The organism is Streptomyces albidus (ex Kaewkla and Franco 2022), assembly GCF_013870515.1.
Taxonomy (GTDB): Bacteria; Actinomycetota; Actinomycetes; order Streptomycetales; family Streptomycetaceae; genus Streptomyces; species Streptomyces albidus.
This window is the reverse complement of record NZ_JACBXA010000128.1, coordinates 1-16,551: the sequence shown is the minus strand read 5'-3', so window position 1 is coordinate 16,551 and position 16,551 is coordinate 1. Positions and strand designations below refer to the sequence as shown.

13 protein-coding genes are annotated in these 16,551 nt (G+C 71.0%); 10 read left to right on the top strand and 3 right to left on the bottom strand.

What is annotated here, in order from left to right; genetic code table 11:
- From H5J26_RS18765 to H5J26_RS18740, 6 genes are all read left to right on the top strand, one after another.
- On the top strand, nucleotides 1-640 hold a 640-nt coding region (locus tag H5J26_RS18765), incomplete at its 5' end, for a biotin/lipoyl-binding protein (RefSeq protein WP_181767052.1).
- The gene (locus H5J26_RS18760) at nucleotides 637-1,830 is read left to right on the top strand and encodes an acyl-CoA dehydrogenase family protein (protein WP_181767051.1); all 1,194 of its coding nucleotides are present in this window, start codon (nucleotides 637-639) and stop codon (nucleotides 1,828-1,830) included. The genes H5J26_RS18765 and H5J26_RS18760, both read left to right, overlap by 4 nt.
- 144 nt (nucleotides 1,831-1,974) lie before the next feature.
- The gene (locus tag H5J26_RS18755) at nucleotides 1,975-3,573 is read left to right on the top strand and encodes a 4-coumarate--CoA ligase family protein (RefSeq protein WP_181767050.1); all 1,599 of its coding nucleotides are present in this window, start codon (nucleotides 1,975-1,977) and stop codon (nucleotides 3,571-3,573) included.
- A gap of 83 nt (nucleotides 3,574-3,656) precedes the next feature.
- Nucleotides 3,657-4,436 (top strand): enoyl-CoA hydratase family protein, encoded by a 780-nt coding sequence (locus H5J26_RS18750; RefSeq protein WP_181767049.1) that lies wholly within the window; start codon nucleotides 3,657-3,659, stop codon nucleotides 4,434-4,436.
- Nucleotides 4,424-5,020 carry a TetR/AcrR family transcriptional regulator gene (locus H5J26_RS18745; RefSeq protein WP_181767048.1) on the top strand — a complete coding sequence of 199 codons (597 nt, stop codon included), beginning with the start codon at nucleotides 4,424-4,426 and terminating at the stop codon, nucleotides 5,018-5,020. Before H5J26_RS18750 ends, H5J26_RS18745 begins: the two co-directional genes overlap by 13 nt.
- Before the next feature lie 278 nt (nucleotides 5,021-5,298).
- Nucleotides 5,299-6,918: a sodium:solute symporter family protein gene (locus tag H5J26_RS18740; RefSeq protein WP_181767047.1), complete on the top strand. Its 1,620-nt coding sequence runs from the start codon at nucleotides 5,299-5,301 to the stop codon at nucleotides 6,916-6,918.
- A gap of 49 nt (nucleotides 6,919-6,967) precedes the next feature.
- Here H5J26_RS18740 and uvrA read toward each other — a convergent pair whose 3' ends face one another.
- Nucleotides 6,968-9,565, bottom strand: a complete 2,598-nt coding sequence (uvrA, locus tag H5J26_RS18735) for an excinuclease ABC subunit UvrA (protein WP_181767046.1) — start codon at nucleotides 9,563-9,565, stop codon at nucleotides 6,968-6,970.
- Between the two features lie 132 nt (nucleotides 9,566-9,697).
- On the opposite strand from uvrA, the gene H5J26_RS18730 reads away from it, so the two are divergent.
- Entirely contained in the window at nucleotides 9,698-10,411 is a 714-nt protein-coding gene (locus H5J26_RS18730) for a MerR family transcriptional regulator (protein ID WP_181767045.1), read from the top strand.
- A gap of 55 nt (nucleotides 10,412-10,466) precedes the next feature.
- Here the strand turns inward: H5J26_RS18730 and H5J26_RS18725 are convergent, their stop codons facing one another.
- Nucleotides 10,467-11,567, bottom strand: coding sequence for a citrate synthase 2 (locus H5J26_RS18725; RefSeq protein WP_181767044.1), 1,101 nt, complete (start codon nucleotides 11,565-11,567; stop codon nucleotides 10,467-10,469).
- 433 nt (nucleotides 11,568-12,000) lie between these two features.
- Here H5J26_RS18725 and pdxH point away from each other — a divergent pair, with 433 nt between their 5' ends.
- Nucleotides 12,001-12,642 carry a pyridoxamine 5'-phosphate oxidase gene (gene pdxH, locus H5J26_RS18720; RefSeq protein ID WP_235980814.1) on the top strand — a complete coding sequence of 214 codons (642 nt, stop codon included), beginning with the start codon at nucleotides 12,001-12,003 and terminating at the stop codon, nucleotides 12,640-12,642.
- A gap of 542 nt (nucleotides 12,643-13,184) precedes the next feature.
- Entirely contained in the window at nucleotides 13,185-14,597 is a 1,413-nt protein-coding gene (locus H5J26_RS18715; protein ID WP_419183820.1) for a PAS domain-containing protein, read from the top strand.
- 62 nt (nucleotides 14,598-14,659) lie between these two features.
- Here the strand turns inward: H5J26_RS18715 and H5J26_RS18710 are convergent, their stop codons facing one another.
- Nucleotides 14,660-15,412 carry an SIS domain-containing protein gene (locus tag H5J26_RS18710; RefSeq protein ID WP_181767042.1) on the bottom strand — a complete coding sequence of 251 codons (753 nt, stop codon included), beginning with the start codon at nucleotides 15,410-15,412 and terminating at the stop codon, nucleotides 14,660-14,662.
- A gap of 194 nt (nucleotides 15,413-15,606) precedes the next feature.
- Here H5J26_RS18710 and H5J26_RS18705 point away from each other — a divergent pair, with 194 nt between their 5' ends.
- Nucleotides 15,607-16,302 carry a metal-dependent transcriptional regulator gene (locus H5J26_RS18705; RefSeq protein WP_181767041.1) on the top strand — a complete coding sequence of 232 codons (696 nt, stop codon included), beginning with the start codon at nucleotides 15,607-15,609 and terminating at the stop codon, nucleotides 16,300-16,302.
- Nucleotides 16,303-16,551 lie beyond the last annotated feature (249 nt).

The following is a 16,551-nucleotide window of genomic DNA, read 5'->3' as shown; positions in this document are numbered from 1 at the left end:
CGTGCCCGCGCAGGCCCAGGTCAAGACCTTCCTGGCCGAACCCTCGCAGGACGAGATCGAGGTCCGCTACCGCCTCACGCGGGACGGACTGCTCGTCGAGGAGGACGACTTCCCCGGCCTGCGGCTGCGCCTGCTCCGGGCCGCGCCCGACCGGGTGAGCCTCGAAGTCGACGGCGTGCGGCGCGACTTCGACGTGGCGAGGTACGGCGAGGACGGCGAACACGTGCACGTCGACGCACCGGCGCCCTTCGGCGCCCATGCGCTGACCGCGCTGCCGCGGCTGCGTGAGCCGGAGACGGGCAACGACCCCGGCTCACTGCTGGCGCCGATGCCCGGAACCGTCGTACGTGTCGTGGCCGGCCTCGCCGTCGGCGCCACCGTCAAGGCGGGGGAGCCGCTGCTGTGGCTGGAGGCGATGAAGATGGAGCACAAGGTCGTCGCGCCCGCCTCCGGCACCCTCACCGCCCTGCACGCCGAACCCGGCCGCCAGGTGGAGGTCGGCGCCCTGCTCGCCGTCGTCACGGAGGACCCCGCAGCGGAGGCCTCCGGGCCTCCCGCCGCGCCCGAACATCCGGCACGCACAGATCGATCCGCACCGTCCGCCCAGAAGGCACCGTCCGCCCAGAAGGAGTCGTCATGACCACTGCCCTGCTGGAGACCGAGGAACAGCGTGACCTGCGAGCGGCCGTGGCCGCTCTCGGAAAGCGCTTCGGGCGCGAGTACTTCACCGGTGTCGTACGCGACGGGAAGCACACCGACGAGCTGTGGGACGAGGCGGCCGCCCTCGGCTATCTCGGGGTCAACCTGCCCGAGGAGTACGGCGGCGGAGGCAGCGGCATGGCCGAACTGGCCATAGTGCTGGAGGAGTTGGGTGCCGCCGGCTGCCCGCTCCTCATGCTCGTCGTCTCGCCCGCGATCTGCGGCACCGTCATCGCACGGTTCGGCACCGAGGCCCAGAAGCAGGAGTGGCTGCCCGGACTCGCCGACGGCAGCAGGAAGATGGCGTTCGGCATCACCGAACCCGACGCGGGCTCGAACTCGCACCGCATCACCACCACCGCCCGCCGCGAAGGCGACGGGTGGCTGCTCACCGGCCGCAAGGTCTTCGTCTCCGGCGTCGACATCGCCGACGCCACCCTCATCGTGGGCCGCACCGAGGACGCGCGCACCGGCAAGCTCAAGCCCTGCCTGTTCATCGTCCCCCGCGACGTGCCCGGCTTCACGCGCAGTCCGATCGAGATGGAACTCGCCGCGCCGGAGAAGCAGTTCGAGCTCGTGATGGACGACGTGCGGCTGCCCGCGGAGGCGCTCGTCGGCGGGGGCCCCTCCCACGCCGGAGGCCGTGGGGGAGAGGACGCCGGTCTGCTCCAGCTGTTCGCCGGGCTCAACCCCGAGCGCATCATGACGGCCGCCTTCGGTATCGGCATGGGCCGCTACGCGCTGGAACAGGCGCTGGACTACGCCCGTACGCGCCAGGTGTGGAAGGAGCCCATCGGAGCGCACCAGGCGATCGCGCATCCCCTCGCGCAGGCACACATCGAACTGGAGCTGGCGCGGCTGATGATGAGCAAGGCCGCCGCCCTGTACGACGCGGGCGACGACATGGCGGCCGGCGAGGCGGCGAACATGGCCAAGTACGCGGCGGGGGAGGCCTGTGTGAAGGCCGTCGACCAGGCCGTGCACACCCTCGGCGGCAACGGCCTCACGCGGGAGTACGGCCTCGCCTCCATGGTGACCGCCGCACGTGTCGCCCGTATCGCCCCGGTCAGCCGCGAGATGATCCTCAACTTCGTCTCGCACCAGACGCTGGGACTTCCCAAGTCGTACTGAGCCCGGGAGTCGCCGCCGCCGTGCACCGCTCCCGCGCGGGATCTTCTGAGGAGCTGCGGATGGCTGGAGACTGAGAGGTCACCTCTGGTGACTTCTCCGGCGCCCCGGCGGCGCCGCTCACGCCCGTTGCTCCGGGAGGACCTGATGATGTTCCACAGTGAGTACGCCGACGTCCCCGTCGTCGACGAGCCGATCCATGAAGCCGTGCTGGGCCGTTCCGTCGACGCGTACGGCACGCGGACCGCGCTCGTCGACGGAGTCGAGGGCACGTCGCTCAGCTACGCCCAACTGGGCGCCTTCACCCGGCGCATCGCCGCCGCGCTGGCCGACGCCGGGCTGCGCAAGGGTGACGTACTCGCTCTGCACAGCCCCAACTCCCTCCTCTTCCCCGCGGTCTTCTACGGGGCGACGCGGGCCGGGGCGGCCGTGACCACCGTCCACCCGCTCGCCACCGCCAAGGAGCTGGCGCGCCAGCTCCGCGACTCCGGCGCCCGCTGGATCGTGACCGCGTCGCCGCTCCTGGAGGCGGCACGGCAGGCGGCCGAGTGGACGGGCGGGGTGGAGGAGATCTTCGTCTGCGACCACGCGGAGGGGCACCGCAGCATCCTGGACATGCGGGAGAGCACGGCGCCGGAGCCGCAGATCGCCATCGACCCAGCCGAGGATCTGGCCGCTCTCCCGTACTCCTCGGGCACCACGTCCATGCCGAAGGGCGTGATGCTCACCCACCGCAACATCGCCACCAACCTCGCCCAGCTGCATCCCGTGATGCCCAGCGGCCCCGAGGACAAGCTGCTGGCGGTGCTGCCCTTCTTCCACATCTACGGGCTGACCGCCCTGATGAACGCACCGCTGCGCAACGGCTCCACCGTCGTGGTCCTGCCCCGCTTCGAACTCGGCCAGTTCCTCGCCGCGATCGAGACGCACAAGGTCAACGCCCTCTACGTCGCGCCGCCGATAGTGCTGGCCCTCGCCAAGCACCCCGACGTGGACAAGTACGACCTGTCCTCGCTGGAGTTCGTCGTCAGCGCCGCCGCACCGCTCGATGCCGAACTGGCCACCGCCTGCGCCCGGCGGCTGGGGCTGCCGACCGTCATGCAGGCGTACGGCATGACCGAACTCTCGCCCGGGACCCATGTGGTGCCCCGCAGCGCCACCTCGGCACCGCCCGGCGCCGTCGGGAAGCTGCTGCCGAGCACGCAGATGCGCGTCGTCGGCCTGGACGACCCCGACCGGGACCTCGGTGTGGGGGAGGCGGGCGAACTCCTCTTCCGCGGACCGCAGGTGATGAAGGGCTACCTGGGCCGTACGGGCGAGACCGACGCGATGATCGACGCCGAGGGGTGGCTGCGTACCGGGGACATCGGCCGGGTGGACGACGAGGGCTGGCTGTACGTCGTCGACCGCGTCAAGGAGCTCATCAAGTACAAGGGCTACCAGGTCGCTCCGGCCGAGCTGGAGGCCGTACTGCTGACGCATCCGGCGATCGCGGACGCAGCCGTCATCGGCGTGACGGACGAGGAGGGCAACGAGGTGCCCAAGGCGTTCGTGGTGCGGCAGCCGGACGAAGCGGGGGCGCGGCTGTCCGCGGACGACGTGCTGTCGTACGTGGCCGAGCAGGTCTCCCCGTACAAGAAGGTCCGGCAGCTGGAGTTCACCGGGAGCGTGCCCCGCGCGGTCAGCGGCAAGATCCTGCGGCGCGAACTGCGGGCCGCCGAGGCCGCGGCGGCCGCCGGGGCGTAGTACCGGCGAGGGAGCCCCGGGCCGCCCCCGGACACCGAGCCGGCAGTGACAACGACGGAGACCAGCGAGAGGACGAGCGACAAGTGACCGAAGCCGCCGAACAGGCAGGGCCCGAGCAGCCGCTGGTGCGCAGCGAGTTCGCGCAAGGCGTCGCCACCCTCACACTCGACTCCCCGCACAATCGCAACGCGCTCTCGAAGCGTCTCGTCAGCGAGCTGTACGCGCACCTGGAGGCAGCCGCCGCGGACGACCGGGTGCGTGCGCTGGTGCTCACCCACACCGGCAACACCTTCTGTGCGGGCGCCGATCTGCGTGAGGGCAGCGGCACTCCGGGCGATCTCGCCCCCGTGCTGCGCACCATCGTCGAGCTGCCCAAGCCCGTGGTCGCCCGCGTCGACGGGCACGTGCGGGCGGGCGGTACGGGCCTGCTGGGCGCGTGCGACATCTCGGTGGCCGGACCGAAGTCGAGCTTCGCCTTCACCGAGGCCCGTATCGGGGTCGCGCCGGCCGTGATCTCGATGCCTCTGCTGCCGCGGCTCGACGCCCGCGCGGCCTCCCGCTACTACCTCACGGGCGAGCGCTTCGACGCGGTGGAGGCCGCCCGCATCGGGCTGGTGACGCTCGCGGGCAGGGACGAGGAGGACGTGGACGCTCTCCTGGCCCCGGTGCTCGACGGGCTGCGCCGCGGCTCCCCGCAGGGGCTGGCCGAATCGAAGCGGCTGGTCACGGCGGAGGTGCTGCGAGTCTTCGACAGGGACACGGATAACCTCGCCGAGTTGTCCGCGCGGCTCTTCGCCTCCGACGAGGCCCGCGAGGGCATGACCGCCTTCCTCGAGCGACGGGAGCCCGCATGGGTGCCGTGAACACCCGCGGAGCGGCCCCCAAGCAGGACCGCAGCCGAGCGACGCGGCAGCGGCTGCTGGAGTCCGCCGTGACCTGCCTGGCCGAGCACGGCTGGACGGGCAGCACCGTCACGGTCGTCGCGGAGCACGCGGGTGTCTCGCGGGGCGCGGCCCAGCACCACTTCCCCACCCGTGAGGACCTGTTCACCGCTGCCGTCGAGTACGTGGCCGAGGAGCGCTCCAAGGCGTTGCGCGCACTTCCGACACCGCCGGACACGCGGGCCGCCGTGGAGATGCTCGTCGCTCTCTACACCGGCCCGCTCTTCCGTGCCGCCCTGCAGCTGTGGGTGGCTGCCTCGAACGAGCAGCAGCTGAGCCCGCGGGTCAGCGCGCTCGAGGCGCGGATCGGGCGGGAGACGCACCGGATGGCGGTGGAGCTGCTGGGCGCGGACGAGTCCGCGGCGGGTGTGCGCGAGACCGTGCAGGGCCTGCTCGACATGGCGCGCGGGCTCGGACTCGCCAATCTGCTGACCGACGACAGCGCGCGCCGGGAGCGGGTCGTCGCACAGTGGGCACTGATCGTCGGCGAGGCGCTCGAGCGGTAGCGACCCCGGCGCGCAGCGCGTCAAGAACCCCGCAGCACCCCTGCGTTCACATTCATCGACATGGATGTCGGTATGGATGTGACCGCGGGGGTGCTCTGCGTTGTGGCGGCTCGTTCCTGCCCATTCCCTGTCGGTGTGCGCAGTATTGACGGCCCTCGGAGGCACTTCTAAGGTAACGGCACTCAATTCATAGATCTGGCACTGGTTCATGTTCATGAACATACGGTCTGCGCCTGGATCTACGTCTCGCTCAACGCAGTGACGAACAAGGAGCCGTGATGTCCCCACTGGACTGGGTCGTGGTCGGTGCGTACTTCTTCGTGATGCTGGGCATCGGCGTGTGGTCCAAGACCCGCGTCGAGAACGTGGCGGACTTCTTCACCGCCCGCGGCCGCGTCCCGTGGTGGCTCTCCGGGATCTCGCACCACATGTCGGGCTACAGCGCGATCATGTTCGTCACCTTCGCGGCCGTCGCCTACGACTACGGCGTCACCGTCTACTTCTGGTGGCCGCTGACGATCGGCCTCGGCATCGGCATAGGCGCGTTCCTCTTCGCTCCTCGCTGGAACCGGCTGCGGGCCAAGCACGGCGTGAACTCACCGCTGGCCTACCTCGCCGTCCGCTACAACCTGCCCACCCAGCAGGTGCTCGCCTACAGCGGCGCGGCGCTGAAGGTCGTCGACATCGCGGCCAAGTGGGTCGCGATCGCGGTGCTGCTCCAGGGGTTCGCGGACATTCCGATGATCTGGGGCATCGGCCTGACGGGCATCTGCACGATGTTCTACGTGACGTTCGGCGGGCTGTGGGCCGACGTACTCACGGACTTCGGGCAGTTCGTCATCCAGGCCGTGGCCGGCTTCGCGATGCTCTTCGCCGTCATGGCGCACCTGGACGGGGTCTCGACGCTGTGGACGATGTGGGACGACCTCCCGGCCGGGCACGGCGACCCGGTCGCGGGCACCGTCACGACCGGTCTGATCATGGCGTTCCTGCTGGTGAAGACCTTCGAGTACAACGGCGGCATGTGGAACCTGGCGCAGCGCTACATGTCGGCGCCCAACGGGTCCCGTGCACGCAAGTCGGCCCTGCTCTCCAGCATCCTGTGGCTGGTGTGGCCGTTCATCCTCTTCGTGCCGATGATCGCGGCACCGCTGATCGTGCCCGGTCTCAGCAACGGCGAGGACTCCTACATCAGGCTCGCCCAAGAGCTGCTGCCCACAGGCGTGATCGGGCTGCTGCTCGCCGGGTTCTTCTCGCACACCATGGCGATGGTGGCCTCCGACTCCAACGTCATCACCGCTGTCATCACCCGCGACCTCGCGCCCGTGATCGTCCCCCGCGTGCGGCGGATGACGCAGCGCAACCAGCTGCGCTTCGCCCGCATCACGACGGTCGCCTTCGTGAGCTCCAGCATGGCGCTGGCACTCGGGAGCGATCCGGACGGCTTCATCATGACCGTCGTCGTGAGCATCGTGGCCGCCACGATGGGACCGATATCCATCCCGCTGATGCTCGGACTGCTGCCGTGGTTCAAGCGGACCGGGCCCCTCGCCGCGATCACCTCGTGGGCGGGCGGACTCGCGGTGTGGGCCTATCTGTACTGGGTCGCGGAGGGCACCTCGGAGGCGCTCACCGTCGGCGCCCCGGTGCTCACCTCGCTCGTGCTCTACGTCGGCATCGGCCTGATCCGGCCGGAGTCCGACGCGGCGCGCATCGCGATCGTCGACTCCCTCGACAGCGACCCGACGGAGGAGGAACGGATCGCGCTGGAGCGGCAGTTCCTCGCCGACCCCGACAAGGGAGGCGACCCGCGTACCGCCGATGCGAGCCAGGGCGACGGAAGCGGCCGGAACGACAGCAGCGACGAGGACACGGAGAAGCCGACGGCGGCCCGCTGAGGGAATCCCGCCGTCGGCACCACCCTCGACACAGCCGTCGGCACCGATCTCACGATCCGCGCAGGAACGCCCCCGTGGGTGACGCGCTCACCTGCGCGAGCTGACCGGGAGTCCCTTCGGCCACGATCTCGCCTCCCGCGGCGCCGCCCGCGGGACCGAGGTCGATCACCCAGTCCGACGCCCGGATGACGTGGGGGTCGTGCTCGATGGTCACGACCGTGTTGCCCGCGTCGACCAGCCGCTGGAGGACGCCCAGCAGCCGCGCGGTGTCGGCCACATGGAGGCCCGTGGTCGGCTCGTCGAGCAGGTACAGGGTGCGGCCGGTCGCGCGGTGCCCGAGTTCCTTCGCGAGCTTGATCCGCTGTGCCTCGCCACCCGACAGCGTCGTCGCGGGCTGCCCCAACTGCAGGTAGCCCAGGCCCACGTCGGACATCCGCTGCAGGCGCCTCGCGGCACCCGGCACGTCCGCGAAGACGCCCAGCGCCTCCTCGACGGGCATCTGCAGGACCTGCGCGATGTCGTGCCCCCGGTACCGCGCGGCCAGCACCTCGTGCCGGAACCGGCGTCCCCGGCAGGCGGGGCAGCGCACCTCCACATCGGGCAGGAAGTGCATCTGGACGGTGAGAACACCCGCGCCCGCACAGCGTTCGCAGCGGCCGCCGGGGACGTTGGGCGAGAAGTGCTTCGCCTTCAGGCCTCCGTCGCGTGCGCAGGGTGTGGCCGCGAACGCCTCGCGTATCGGCGTGAAGGCGTCGGAGTAGGTCGCCGCGTTGGAGCGGGGCACGCGGCTGATCGGCTGCTGGTCGATCATCACGATCTTGTCGATGTGCTCCCAGCCCTCGATCTGTTCGTACGGGCCCGGCCTCTCGCCCGTACCGTCGAAGTGCCGCCGTGCCGCCCGGTCGAGGATGTCGAACAGCAGTGATGACTTGCCCGAGCCCGAAGGGCCGGTCACCGCGACGAAGCACCCCAGCGGCAGCCGGGCGGTGACGTTCTTGAGGTTGTGCGCACGCGCGCCCCGGATGACCAGTGACCTGCCGTCGCCGGTACGCGGTGTCGCCGGTCCGGGCATGACCACCCTGCCGGAGAGGCAGTCGGCGGTGACCGATCCCGCGCTCGCGGCCACCTCCGCAGGCGTGCCCGCGGCGACGATCCGGCCGCCGTCGCGGCCCGCTCCCGGACCCACGTCGATGACGTGGTCGGCGGCGCGCAGCATGTCGAGGTCGTGTTCGATGACGAGCACCGTGTTGCCCAAGTCGCGCAGGCGGCGGAGCACTTGGACGAGTCGCGCGCCGTCGGCCGGATGGAGCCCGATGGTGGGTTCGTCGAGCACGTACAGCACGCCGGTGAGGCCGGAGCCCAGCAGCGCGGCCAGGCGCAGCCGTTGTGCTTCACCGGCGGAGAGGCTGAGCGTCGCCTGCTGAAGGGTCAGGTAGCCGACGCCCACGTCGACCAGCCGGCGCACGCGCTCCCGCAGATCGTCGACGACGGGTTCGGTGACGAGCCATTCCTCTGCACCGACCCGTTCCTCCAGTGCGTCGATCCAGACGGCGAGCTCCGTCAGGGCCTTGCTCGCCGCGTCGACGATGTTCGTCCCGAGGACGGTGACCGCCCGGCTTTCGGGGCGCAGACGCGTGCCCTCGCAGTCGGGGCACACCTGCTTGACCAGTGACTGCTCGGCCCTCTCGCGGTAGTCGGCGTCACCGATGCGTTCCGCGTACCGCCGCAGCATGTTCGTGACGACGCCCTCGAAGCGCCCGGCGGCGACCGTGGCGGGCGGTTCCGTGTCGGGGAAGTGACGGCGGAAGCGGGGGCTCTCGACGCCGTGGAGCAGCAGGTCTCGCTGTACGTTCCCCAGTGCCCCCACGGGCAGTCCGGTGTCGAAGGTGGTCCCGTAGTGCCGGGCGGCCGCCTTCAGCACGGGGATGTTGCGGTCGGTGAGCACCGGGTGCCAGGAGAGGACGGCTCCCGCGGCCACGCTGCGCCCTCGGTCGACCAGACGGTCCACGTCGGCCTCGAACACGGTGCCCAGGCCGGTGCAGGACGGGCAGGCCCCGGAGGGCTTGTTGAACGAGAAGTCGCCCATCAGCATCTCGCGCACGGGCTTCGCGCAGTGCGGGCAGGGCAGCGCCGGTCCGTCTCCGGTCTCGTCCTCGGCGGCGTCGGCCGGCGCCGACTCGTCCTCGTCGTAGGGGAGTTCGTCACCGCCCACGTGGTACGAGGGCGGGATCGACCCGCCGCACGCCGGGCAGGGGCGGTGGCCGAGACGTGCCCAGAGCACACGCAGGTAGGTGAAGACTTCGGTGACCGTGCCGACCGTCGAGCGCGGACTGCGGTTCGTCAGATGCTGATCGACGCTGATCGACGGCGACAGACCGGTGATCGAGTCGACAGCCGGCTTGCTCACGAAGCCTGTGACCATGCCCAGCGACTCCAGGTACTGACGCTGGCCTTCCCTGTGCAGCGTGTCGAAGGCGAGTGTCGACTTGCCCGAGCCGGACAGGCCGGTGAGGACGACGAGCGAGTTCTTGGGCACGGCGACCGAGATGTTCCTCAGGTTGTGGAGCCGTGCGCCCTTGATGCGGATGGCCTCGTCCGTGGAGCGAGGGAAGGTCTCTGTCTGGTCTGCGATTTCTCCGGCGCCCATGCCTTAAAGTTTTCCATTGAAGCTCCTGTTGAGACTTCTGCGCACGACTTGCCCTGGCTGCTTGGCAAGTGGGTGTGGAGACTCTCAACTCCCGGGTGAGCCCCGCTCGTTGAATCCACGGAGGAGGCGCCGATGAGCCGCAGGGAACCGGGTCTCCGTCCCGTCGATCTGGCACGGGAGGCGGGCGTCTCGACTCAGCAGATCCGCAACTACGAAGCCGCAGGCGTCCTGCCGCCCGTCACCCGCACCGCCTCGGGCTATCGGAGGTTCACGGACGCGCACCGCAGGGCACTGCTGGCGTACCGGGCTCTGGCCAGGGGGTTCGGCCCGCCCACGGCACAAGCGGTCATGCGCGCCGTCAACGCCGACGACGTCCCGCTCGCACTCAGGCTCATCGACGAGGGGCACACGATGCTCCACGAGCAGCGGCTCGCCCTGGAGGTGACCGGCCAGGCCCTGGAGGAGATCACGGAGCAGGAGCCGGAGCCGGCGGCGGTGCCGCGATCGGGCATGAGCATCGGCGAACTGGCCGCGAGCCTCAGGGTGCGCACGTCCGCCCTGCGCGTGTGGGAGTCCGCAGGGCTGCTGGCCCCTGTGCGCGATCCGGTGACGAACTACCGCCGCTACGGCTCGACTGAGGTCCGCGACGCCCGCCTGGTCAACACCCTCCGGCAGAGTCGCTATCCGCTGCCGCGCATCCAGGCCGTCCTCGACGACCTCCGCCGCACCGGCAGCCGGGACGTCATGCGCACGGCGATCGCGCAGCGGCAGACGGAGCTGACGCAACGGGCGAGGGCGATGCTCGAAGGGGCCGCCTGTCTGAACGCCTGCATCACGGAGACCTGAGGGGCGCGGCTGCTGTGCCGTGCCCCTCGGTCAGCCGTGTGCGCGCACCGGGTCGTCAGCCCTGCACCTCGCCGTACCCCGGGATGTCCCGCGGGCTCCGCTCACCCGGTCCGACGTAGCGCGCGGAGGGCCGCACCAGCCGCCCCGTGCGCTTCTGCTCGAGGATGTGCGCGGCCCAGCCGGCCGTACGGGCACAGGTGAACATCGAGGTGAACATGTGCGCCGGCACCTCGGCGAAGTCGAGCACGATCGCCGCCCAGAACTCCACGTTCGTCGCCAGCACCCGGTCCGGGCGTCGGCTGTGCAGCTCGTCCAGCGCCGCCCGCTCCAGCGCCTCGGCGATCTCGTAGCGCGGTGCGTCCAGTTCCTTGGCAGTGCGCCTCAGCACGCGCGCCCGCGGGTCCTCCGCGCGGTAGACACGGTGCCCGAAGCCCATCAGGCGCTCGCCACGGTCCAGTTGACGCTTCACGAACGCCTCCGCGTCGCCCGTACGCTCGATCTCCTCGATCATGCCGAGCACACGCGAGGGAGCACCGCCGTGCAGCGGCCCGGACATCGCGCCGACCGCACCCGAGAGCGCAGCCGACACGTCGGCTCCCGTGGAGGCGATCACGCGGGCGGTGAACGTCGAGGCGTTCATGCCGTGTTCGGCGGCCGACGTCCAGTACGCGTCGACAGCCGCCACGTGCTTGGGGTCGGGCTCGCCCCGCCAGCGCCGCATGAACCGCTCGACGACGGTGTCCGCCTTGTCGATCTCCTGCTGCGGCACCATCGGCACGCCCTGCCCGCGTGCGGACTGCGCGACGTAGGAGAGGGCCATCACGGCGGCACGCGCGAGGTCGTCGCGGGCCTCCTCGACGCCTATGTCCAGCAGGGGTTTGAGGCCCCAGACCGGGGCGAGCATCGCCAGCGCCGACTGCACGTCGACCCGGATGTCGCCGGAGTGGACGGGGATGGGGAACGGCTCGGCGGGCGGCAGCCCCGGGTCGAAACCGCCGTCGACCAGCAGCCCCCACACGTTCCCGAACGAGACGTGACCCACCAGGTCTTCGATGTCCACGCCTCGGTAGCGCAGCGAGCCGCCTTCCTTGTCGGGTTCGGCGATCTCCGTCTCGAACGCGACGACTCCTTCGAGTCCGGGTACGAAGTCGGACATCAGGCGGCTCCTCGTGGGGTTGTAGTGCGGGCGGGGACGCCGGCGGTCCGGTGACCGGGGCGGTGTCCTGCCGTGGGGGCGGACCGGGATGGCGGTCCTTGTGGGTGTGTGGGCGAGGGCGTAACGGTTCCTCTGCCGCCGATTGCGGCTAGCGGACCGCGCCCTCATCCCCGCTCATGCCCGTTGCGCGGGGTCTCCACGCCGCGGACGGGCACAGGCGTTCCCGCAGCTCGGGTGAGCCGGACCGGCAACTCCTGTGTGCGCAGGCCGGAGTGGCCCGGCAGACGATTTTGGCGGCTCCGTCGCACGCGGGGAAGGGTGAGATCAGGCACACGACACGGCCTGCCGGATGATGTTGCAAGATGAGTGCGTGCCCGACGCTGACGATGACGCCGCCCGCAGTACGCCGCTGACCATCCTCGATCCAGCCGCCATGCGCGCCCGGTACCGGGCAGTGGGGCTCTCGGAGGCCGATCTCGCGCCCGATCCGTACGGCCAGTTCGCGCTGTGGTTCGCGGAGGCGGCGGCGAGCGGGCTGCACGAGCCGAACGCCATGATCGTCTCGACCGCCGACGCGGACGGCCGGCCCAGCTCCCGCACGGTGCTGCTGAAGCAGTACGACGAGCGCGGCTTCGTCTTCTTCACCAACTACGGCTCCCGCAAGGGCCGGCAGCTGGATGCGAACCCGTGGACCTCGCTGCTCTTCCCCTGGCACCCCGTCGCCCGCCAGGTCATCGTCTCGGGCACCGCGGAGCGGATCGGCCGGGACGAGACGGTGGCCTACTTCCGCACCCGCCCGCACGGTTCGCAGCTGGGCGCCTGGTCGAGCGAGCAGTCCTCGACGGTGGCCTCGCGGGAGGAACTCGACCGGCTGTACGCGGAGCTGGCCGACCGCTACCCCGAGGGCGAGGACGTGCCCGCGCCGCCGGGCTGGGGCGGTTTCCGGGTGAGCGCGGAGAGCGTCGAATTCTGGCAGGGCCGCGAGAACCGGCTGCACGACAGGCTGCGCTATGTGCGCACGGGCGACAGGGACGCTCCCTCCGACGGCTGGACCGTCGAGCGGCTGTGTCCTTGAACATCGTTGACGGGGTCCTTCAGGACCTTCACGGCCGCCCCTGAACGTGAACGGCACCCTGAGAGCGGACGGGCCACCGTGCCCGTGAACGCAGACGACCCGTGGGCTGCTCCGCTCGCCGAAGCGAAACGGCGCCGGTCGGACGAGTCCGACGAGCCCACGGGCCGGGTGACTGCATTGAGATTGGCCGGCGACACCGGCGTCACACTGTGGCGTCGGCGCTAGGCCGCAGCCACCTCACGCGTCCGGGTAAGCATCATCTACCGGATCACCTCCTTTCTCGTGTGCTGTGCACGTTAGGCAGAGGCGAAGACACCCGCAAGCGATTTCAGGGCGGCAACGATTTCGTCGAACGACGTGTGTGCTGTGTCACGTTCGAGTTGAATGATCCTCACGCGCAGCAGCAAGCGGCAGTGTCGGCGCGTTCAGCTGGGGGTGCTTAGTTGTCCGCTCAATTCAAGACCCACGCCGCCTCTTCGTCCGACGGTGATGACAACCGTGGGCCGGACGACGAGCTGCTTCTGGCCGCCCTGCTGGACGGCATGGACGCCGCGCTCTGCGCCTTCGACGCCGACGGCGTCGTCACCCACTGGAACCGCGAGGCCGAGCGCATCCTCGGCTGGACGCAGAAGGAGGCCGTCGGCCGCCAGGGGCTGGCGGGCTGGGCGATCCGAGAGGCGGACGCGGAGCAGGTGGAGGCACGGCTGCTCGGTGCGATGCACTCGCCGGGCCGGCAGGTGCACGAGTTCGCACTTCTGAAGAAGGACGGCGGCCGCGTGCTCGTACGCACCCAGTCCTCCGGGGTCTCCAGCGCCGACGGCCATCCCATGGGCGTCTACTGCGCCTTCAGCGAGGTGCACGCGCAGATCGACCTGGAGCGCTCCATCGCGCTGAGCGAGGGGCTCTTCGAGGAGGCGACCTGGGGCGTCGTCCTGGTCGACGCCGATCTGCGTCCGGCCGTGGTGAACATGTCGGCGGCGAGCGCGTTCCGCGTCTCGCGCGCGGCGATGCTCGGGCGTCCGCTGGGCGAGATGATCGACCAGGGAGTGGAGGAGCTCGAGGGCGCCCTGCAGCACGTGCTGGCTGAGGGCCCGCCCGCCGCTCCCGCCGAGGTCTGGGTGACGCTGCGGTCGGGCCGCGCGGCAGCGGACGACATGGGCGCCGAGGGCGGCGGTGCGCGCAGATGCTGGCGCAGCGGATTCCTGCGCCTCTCGTCGCCGCTGGCCGAGGAGCCCGTGCCGCTGGGGGTCGCCTGGCTCTTCCAGGACGTCACCGAGTCCAAGCGCGTGGAGCAGGAGGCCGCCCGGCTGCGCTTCCGCGACAACCAGCTCCACCGGGCCGCCCGCGCCGCCTCCGAGTGCGCGGACCCGATGGAGGCGGCGACGATCCATCTCGACTTCGCCCTGGCCGGGTTCGCCGACCACGCGCTGCTCGACCTCGCTCCGCCGCCGGGCGCCGACGACCTGGAGGACGGCCCGCACGACGGAGTCGAGGAGCCTGCTCCCGCCCCTCGCCTCGTGCGCGTGGCGGCCACCCCGTCCTCGGGCCCCGGCCCGCTTCCGGTGCTCCAGCCCGGCCTCCCCGGCGGCATCCCCGTCGGCTACGCCGAGAGCCACCCGGCGCTGCAGGCGTACGCACGCTGCGGTTCGGTCCGTGCCAGCGTCGGCGGCGCCGCCGCGGGAAGGGTCTTCCCCGCGAGGACGGACATGGGGCGGGGCGAAGGGCCCGACAGCAGCGTGATCGAGGGGTGGGCAGCGGCGCGCAAGTGGCCGGAGGGCACGCTGCACGGCCTGTGCGCGGTGCTGCGCAGCCGTGGGCGGACTCTGGGCGTGGCCACGTTCCTGCGGGGGTCCAGCCGCCGCTCCTTCGACCGTGCGGACGCGGCGTACGCGGAGGACATCGCCGTACGCATCGCGGCGGCCGTCGACCTGGCCCAGAGCCGCGCCGAGCGGTAGGCCGAGCAGAGTGGGCCCGGCCCGCGGCAGGCCGTGCAGCCCGGGCCGCCGGGCCGTCGCGGTCAGCGGTAGAAGATCCGGTCCGCGTACCGCGTCATGACGTCGGCGTTCCACGTGTGACCGCCGTCGACGTTCCCCGAGCGCAGCATCGGCGGGTCGATGCCGCGGGAGGCGAGGTCGCCCACCGCCGTGGCGACGACGGCCTGCATCAGCGCGCTGGTGACGACGGTCGACGCGGGCGCGAACGGCGCCGGGACGCCCTCGGCCGTCAACTCCGCGTCGCCCACGGGGATCCGGCTGTCGAGCACGATGTCGCAGTGGTCCTTGAGGAAGGTCCCGGACGAGTGCCGTGAGGCGGTCTGCCGGGTGTAGGCGAGGGAGGTCACGCCGACGACCTTGAGGCCGAGGGAGCGCGCGTGCATCGCCATCTCCACAGGCAGCGCGTTGCGCCCGGAGAGCGAGATCACGAACAGCAGGTCTCCGTCCCGTACGGGGCCGGCGTCCAGGACGGCGGTGGCGAGGCCGTCGACGCGTTCCAGGGCGCTTCCGAGCGTGGCGGGGCGTACGTCGACGCCGACCGCCCCCGGCACCGGCAGCAGATTCATCACGGCGAGGCCGCCCGCGCGGTAGACGACGTCCTGGGCGGGGAGCGAGGAGTGGCCGGCTCCGAAGGCGAAGACGCGGCCTCCGTCGGCGACGGTCGACGCGAGGAGCGCCCCGGCTGCGGCCACGCTCTCCCGCTCGGTCTCCTTGACCTGCTGGAGAAGGGCCGTCGCGGCGTCGAAGAAGTCGCTCGCCAGTGTGTTCTCGCTCATCCCGCAGGGTCTCCTCGACCTCGTCCCGCCGGGAGGCGGACGGCTTTGACCCCGGCCCCCCGCATTCGCCGCGGTCACGGTGAGGTCTGGACCAGTGCCTTGTCAAGAGAGCATCCCGTCCAGCGAGGGACGGTTGTCGTTCCGATGCGTCAGAATTGGAGCAGGGTCACTGCACGAACCGACGAGGGGCACGCATGTCCGGACTGATCGACACCACGGAGATGTATCTCCGCACCATTCTGGAGCTGGAGGAGGAAGGCGTCGTTCCCATGCGTGCCCGCATCGCCGAGCGCCTCGACCAGAGCGGGCCGACGGTGAGCCAGACAGTCGCCCGCATGGAGCGGGACGGGCTGGTCACGGTGGCCGGGGACAGGCATCTGGAGCTGACCGAAGAAGGCCGCCGCCTGGCCACGCGCGTCATGCGCAAGCACAGGCTGGCGGAGTGCCTGCTCGTCGACGTGATCGGCCTGGAGTGGGAGCAGGTGCACGCCGAGGCGTGCCGCTGGGAGCACGTGATGAGTGAGGCGGTCGAGCGCCGCGTCCTGGATCTGCTCAAGCACCCCACGGAGTCGCCCTACGGCAACCCCATTCCCGGCCTGGAGGAGTTGGGCGAGGAGGCGGGGGCCGAGGCCTTCCTGGACGACAGCATGGTGAGCCTCACCGATCTGGGTGCCGACGGCGACGTCAAGACGGTCGTCGTGCGCCGCATCGGGGAGCCGATCCAGATGGACGCGCAGCTGATGTACACGCTCCGGCGGGCAGGCGTGCAGCCCGGCGCCGTGGTGAGCGTCAACGCCGGAGCGACCGGCGGTGTGCAGATCGGCAGCAGCGGTGAGGCCGCGGAGCTGGATTCGGACATCGCGGCGCACGTCTTCGTCGCCAGGCGCTGACGCCCTGCGGCTGAAAACCCCTGATCAGCGCCTTCGGGTGCTGGTTGGGGAGTTGGCGCGCCCCAGGAATGAAAACGGAACATCTTCCCAAAAAGCCCTGTCGGTACGAAAGTTACGGTAGACCGGGTGCCCCGCGCATGCCGCGTGCAAGGCCGGCTGCGTGTCTACGGGCGGAGGGAGCCCCCATGGAGTGGGCGGTGCAGGCCGACGCGGCCGCAGGACACGGGGTGAGATGTGAACCGGGCCCGC

What these genes read in the sequence shown, in the direction of transcription:
- H5J26_RS18760 (WP_181767051.1), top strand. Translation starts at nt 637, where the DNA reads ATGACCACTGCCCTGCTGGAGACCGAGGAACAGCGTGACCTGCGAGCG.
- H5J26_RS18755 (WP_181767050.1), top strand. Translation starts at nt 1,975, where the DNA reads ATGATGTTCCACAGTGAGTACGCCGACGTCCCCGTCGTCGACGAGCCG.
- H5J26_RS18745 (WP_181767048.1), top strand. Translation starts at nt 4,424, where the DNA reads ATGGGTGCCGTGAACACCCGCGGAGCGGCCCCCAAGCAGGACCGCAGC.
- H5J26_RS18740 (WP_181767047.1), top strand. Translation starts at nt 5,299, where the DNA reads ATGTCCCCACTGGACTGGGTCGTGGTCGGTGCGTACTTCTTCGTGATG.
- uvrA (WP_181767046.1), bottom strand. Translation starts at nt 9,565, where the DNA reads ATGGGCGCCGGAGAAATCGCAGACCAGACAGAGACCTTCCCTCGCTCC.
- H5J26_RS18730 (WP_181767045.1), top strand. Translation starts at nt 9,698, where the DNA reads ATGAGCCGCAGGGAACCGGGTCTCCGTCCCGTCGATCTGGCACGGGAG.
- H5J26_RS18725 (WP_181767044.1), bottom strand. Translation starts at nt 11,567, where the DNA reads ATGTCCGACTTCGTACCCGGACTCGAAGGAGTCGTCGCGTTCGAGACG.
- pdxH (WP_235980814.1), top strand. Translation starts at nt 12,001, where the DNA reads ATGCGCGCCCGGTACCGGGCAGTGGGGCTCTCGGAGGCCGATCTCGCG.
- H5J26_RS18715 (WP_419183820.1), top strand. Translation starts at nt 13,185, where the DNA reads ATGGACGCCGCGCTCTGCGCCTTCGACGCCGACGGCGTCGTCACCCAC.
- H5J26_RS18710 (WP_181767042.1), bottom strand. Translation starts at nt 15,412, where the DNA reads ATGAGCGAGAACACACTGGCGAGCGACTTCTTCGACGCCGCGACGGCC.
- H5J26_RS18705 (WP_181767041.1), top strand. Translation starts at nt 15,607, where the DNA reads ATGTCCGGACTGATCGACACCACGGAGATGTATCTCCGCACCATTCTG.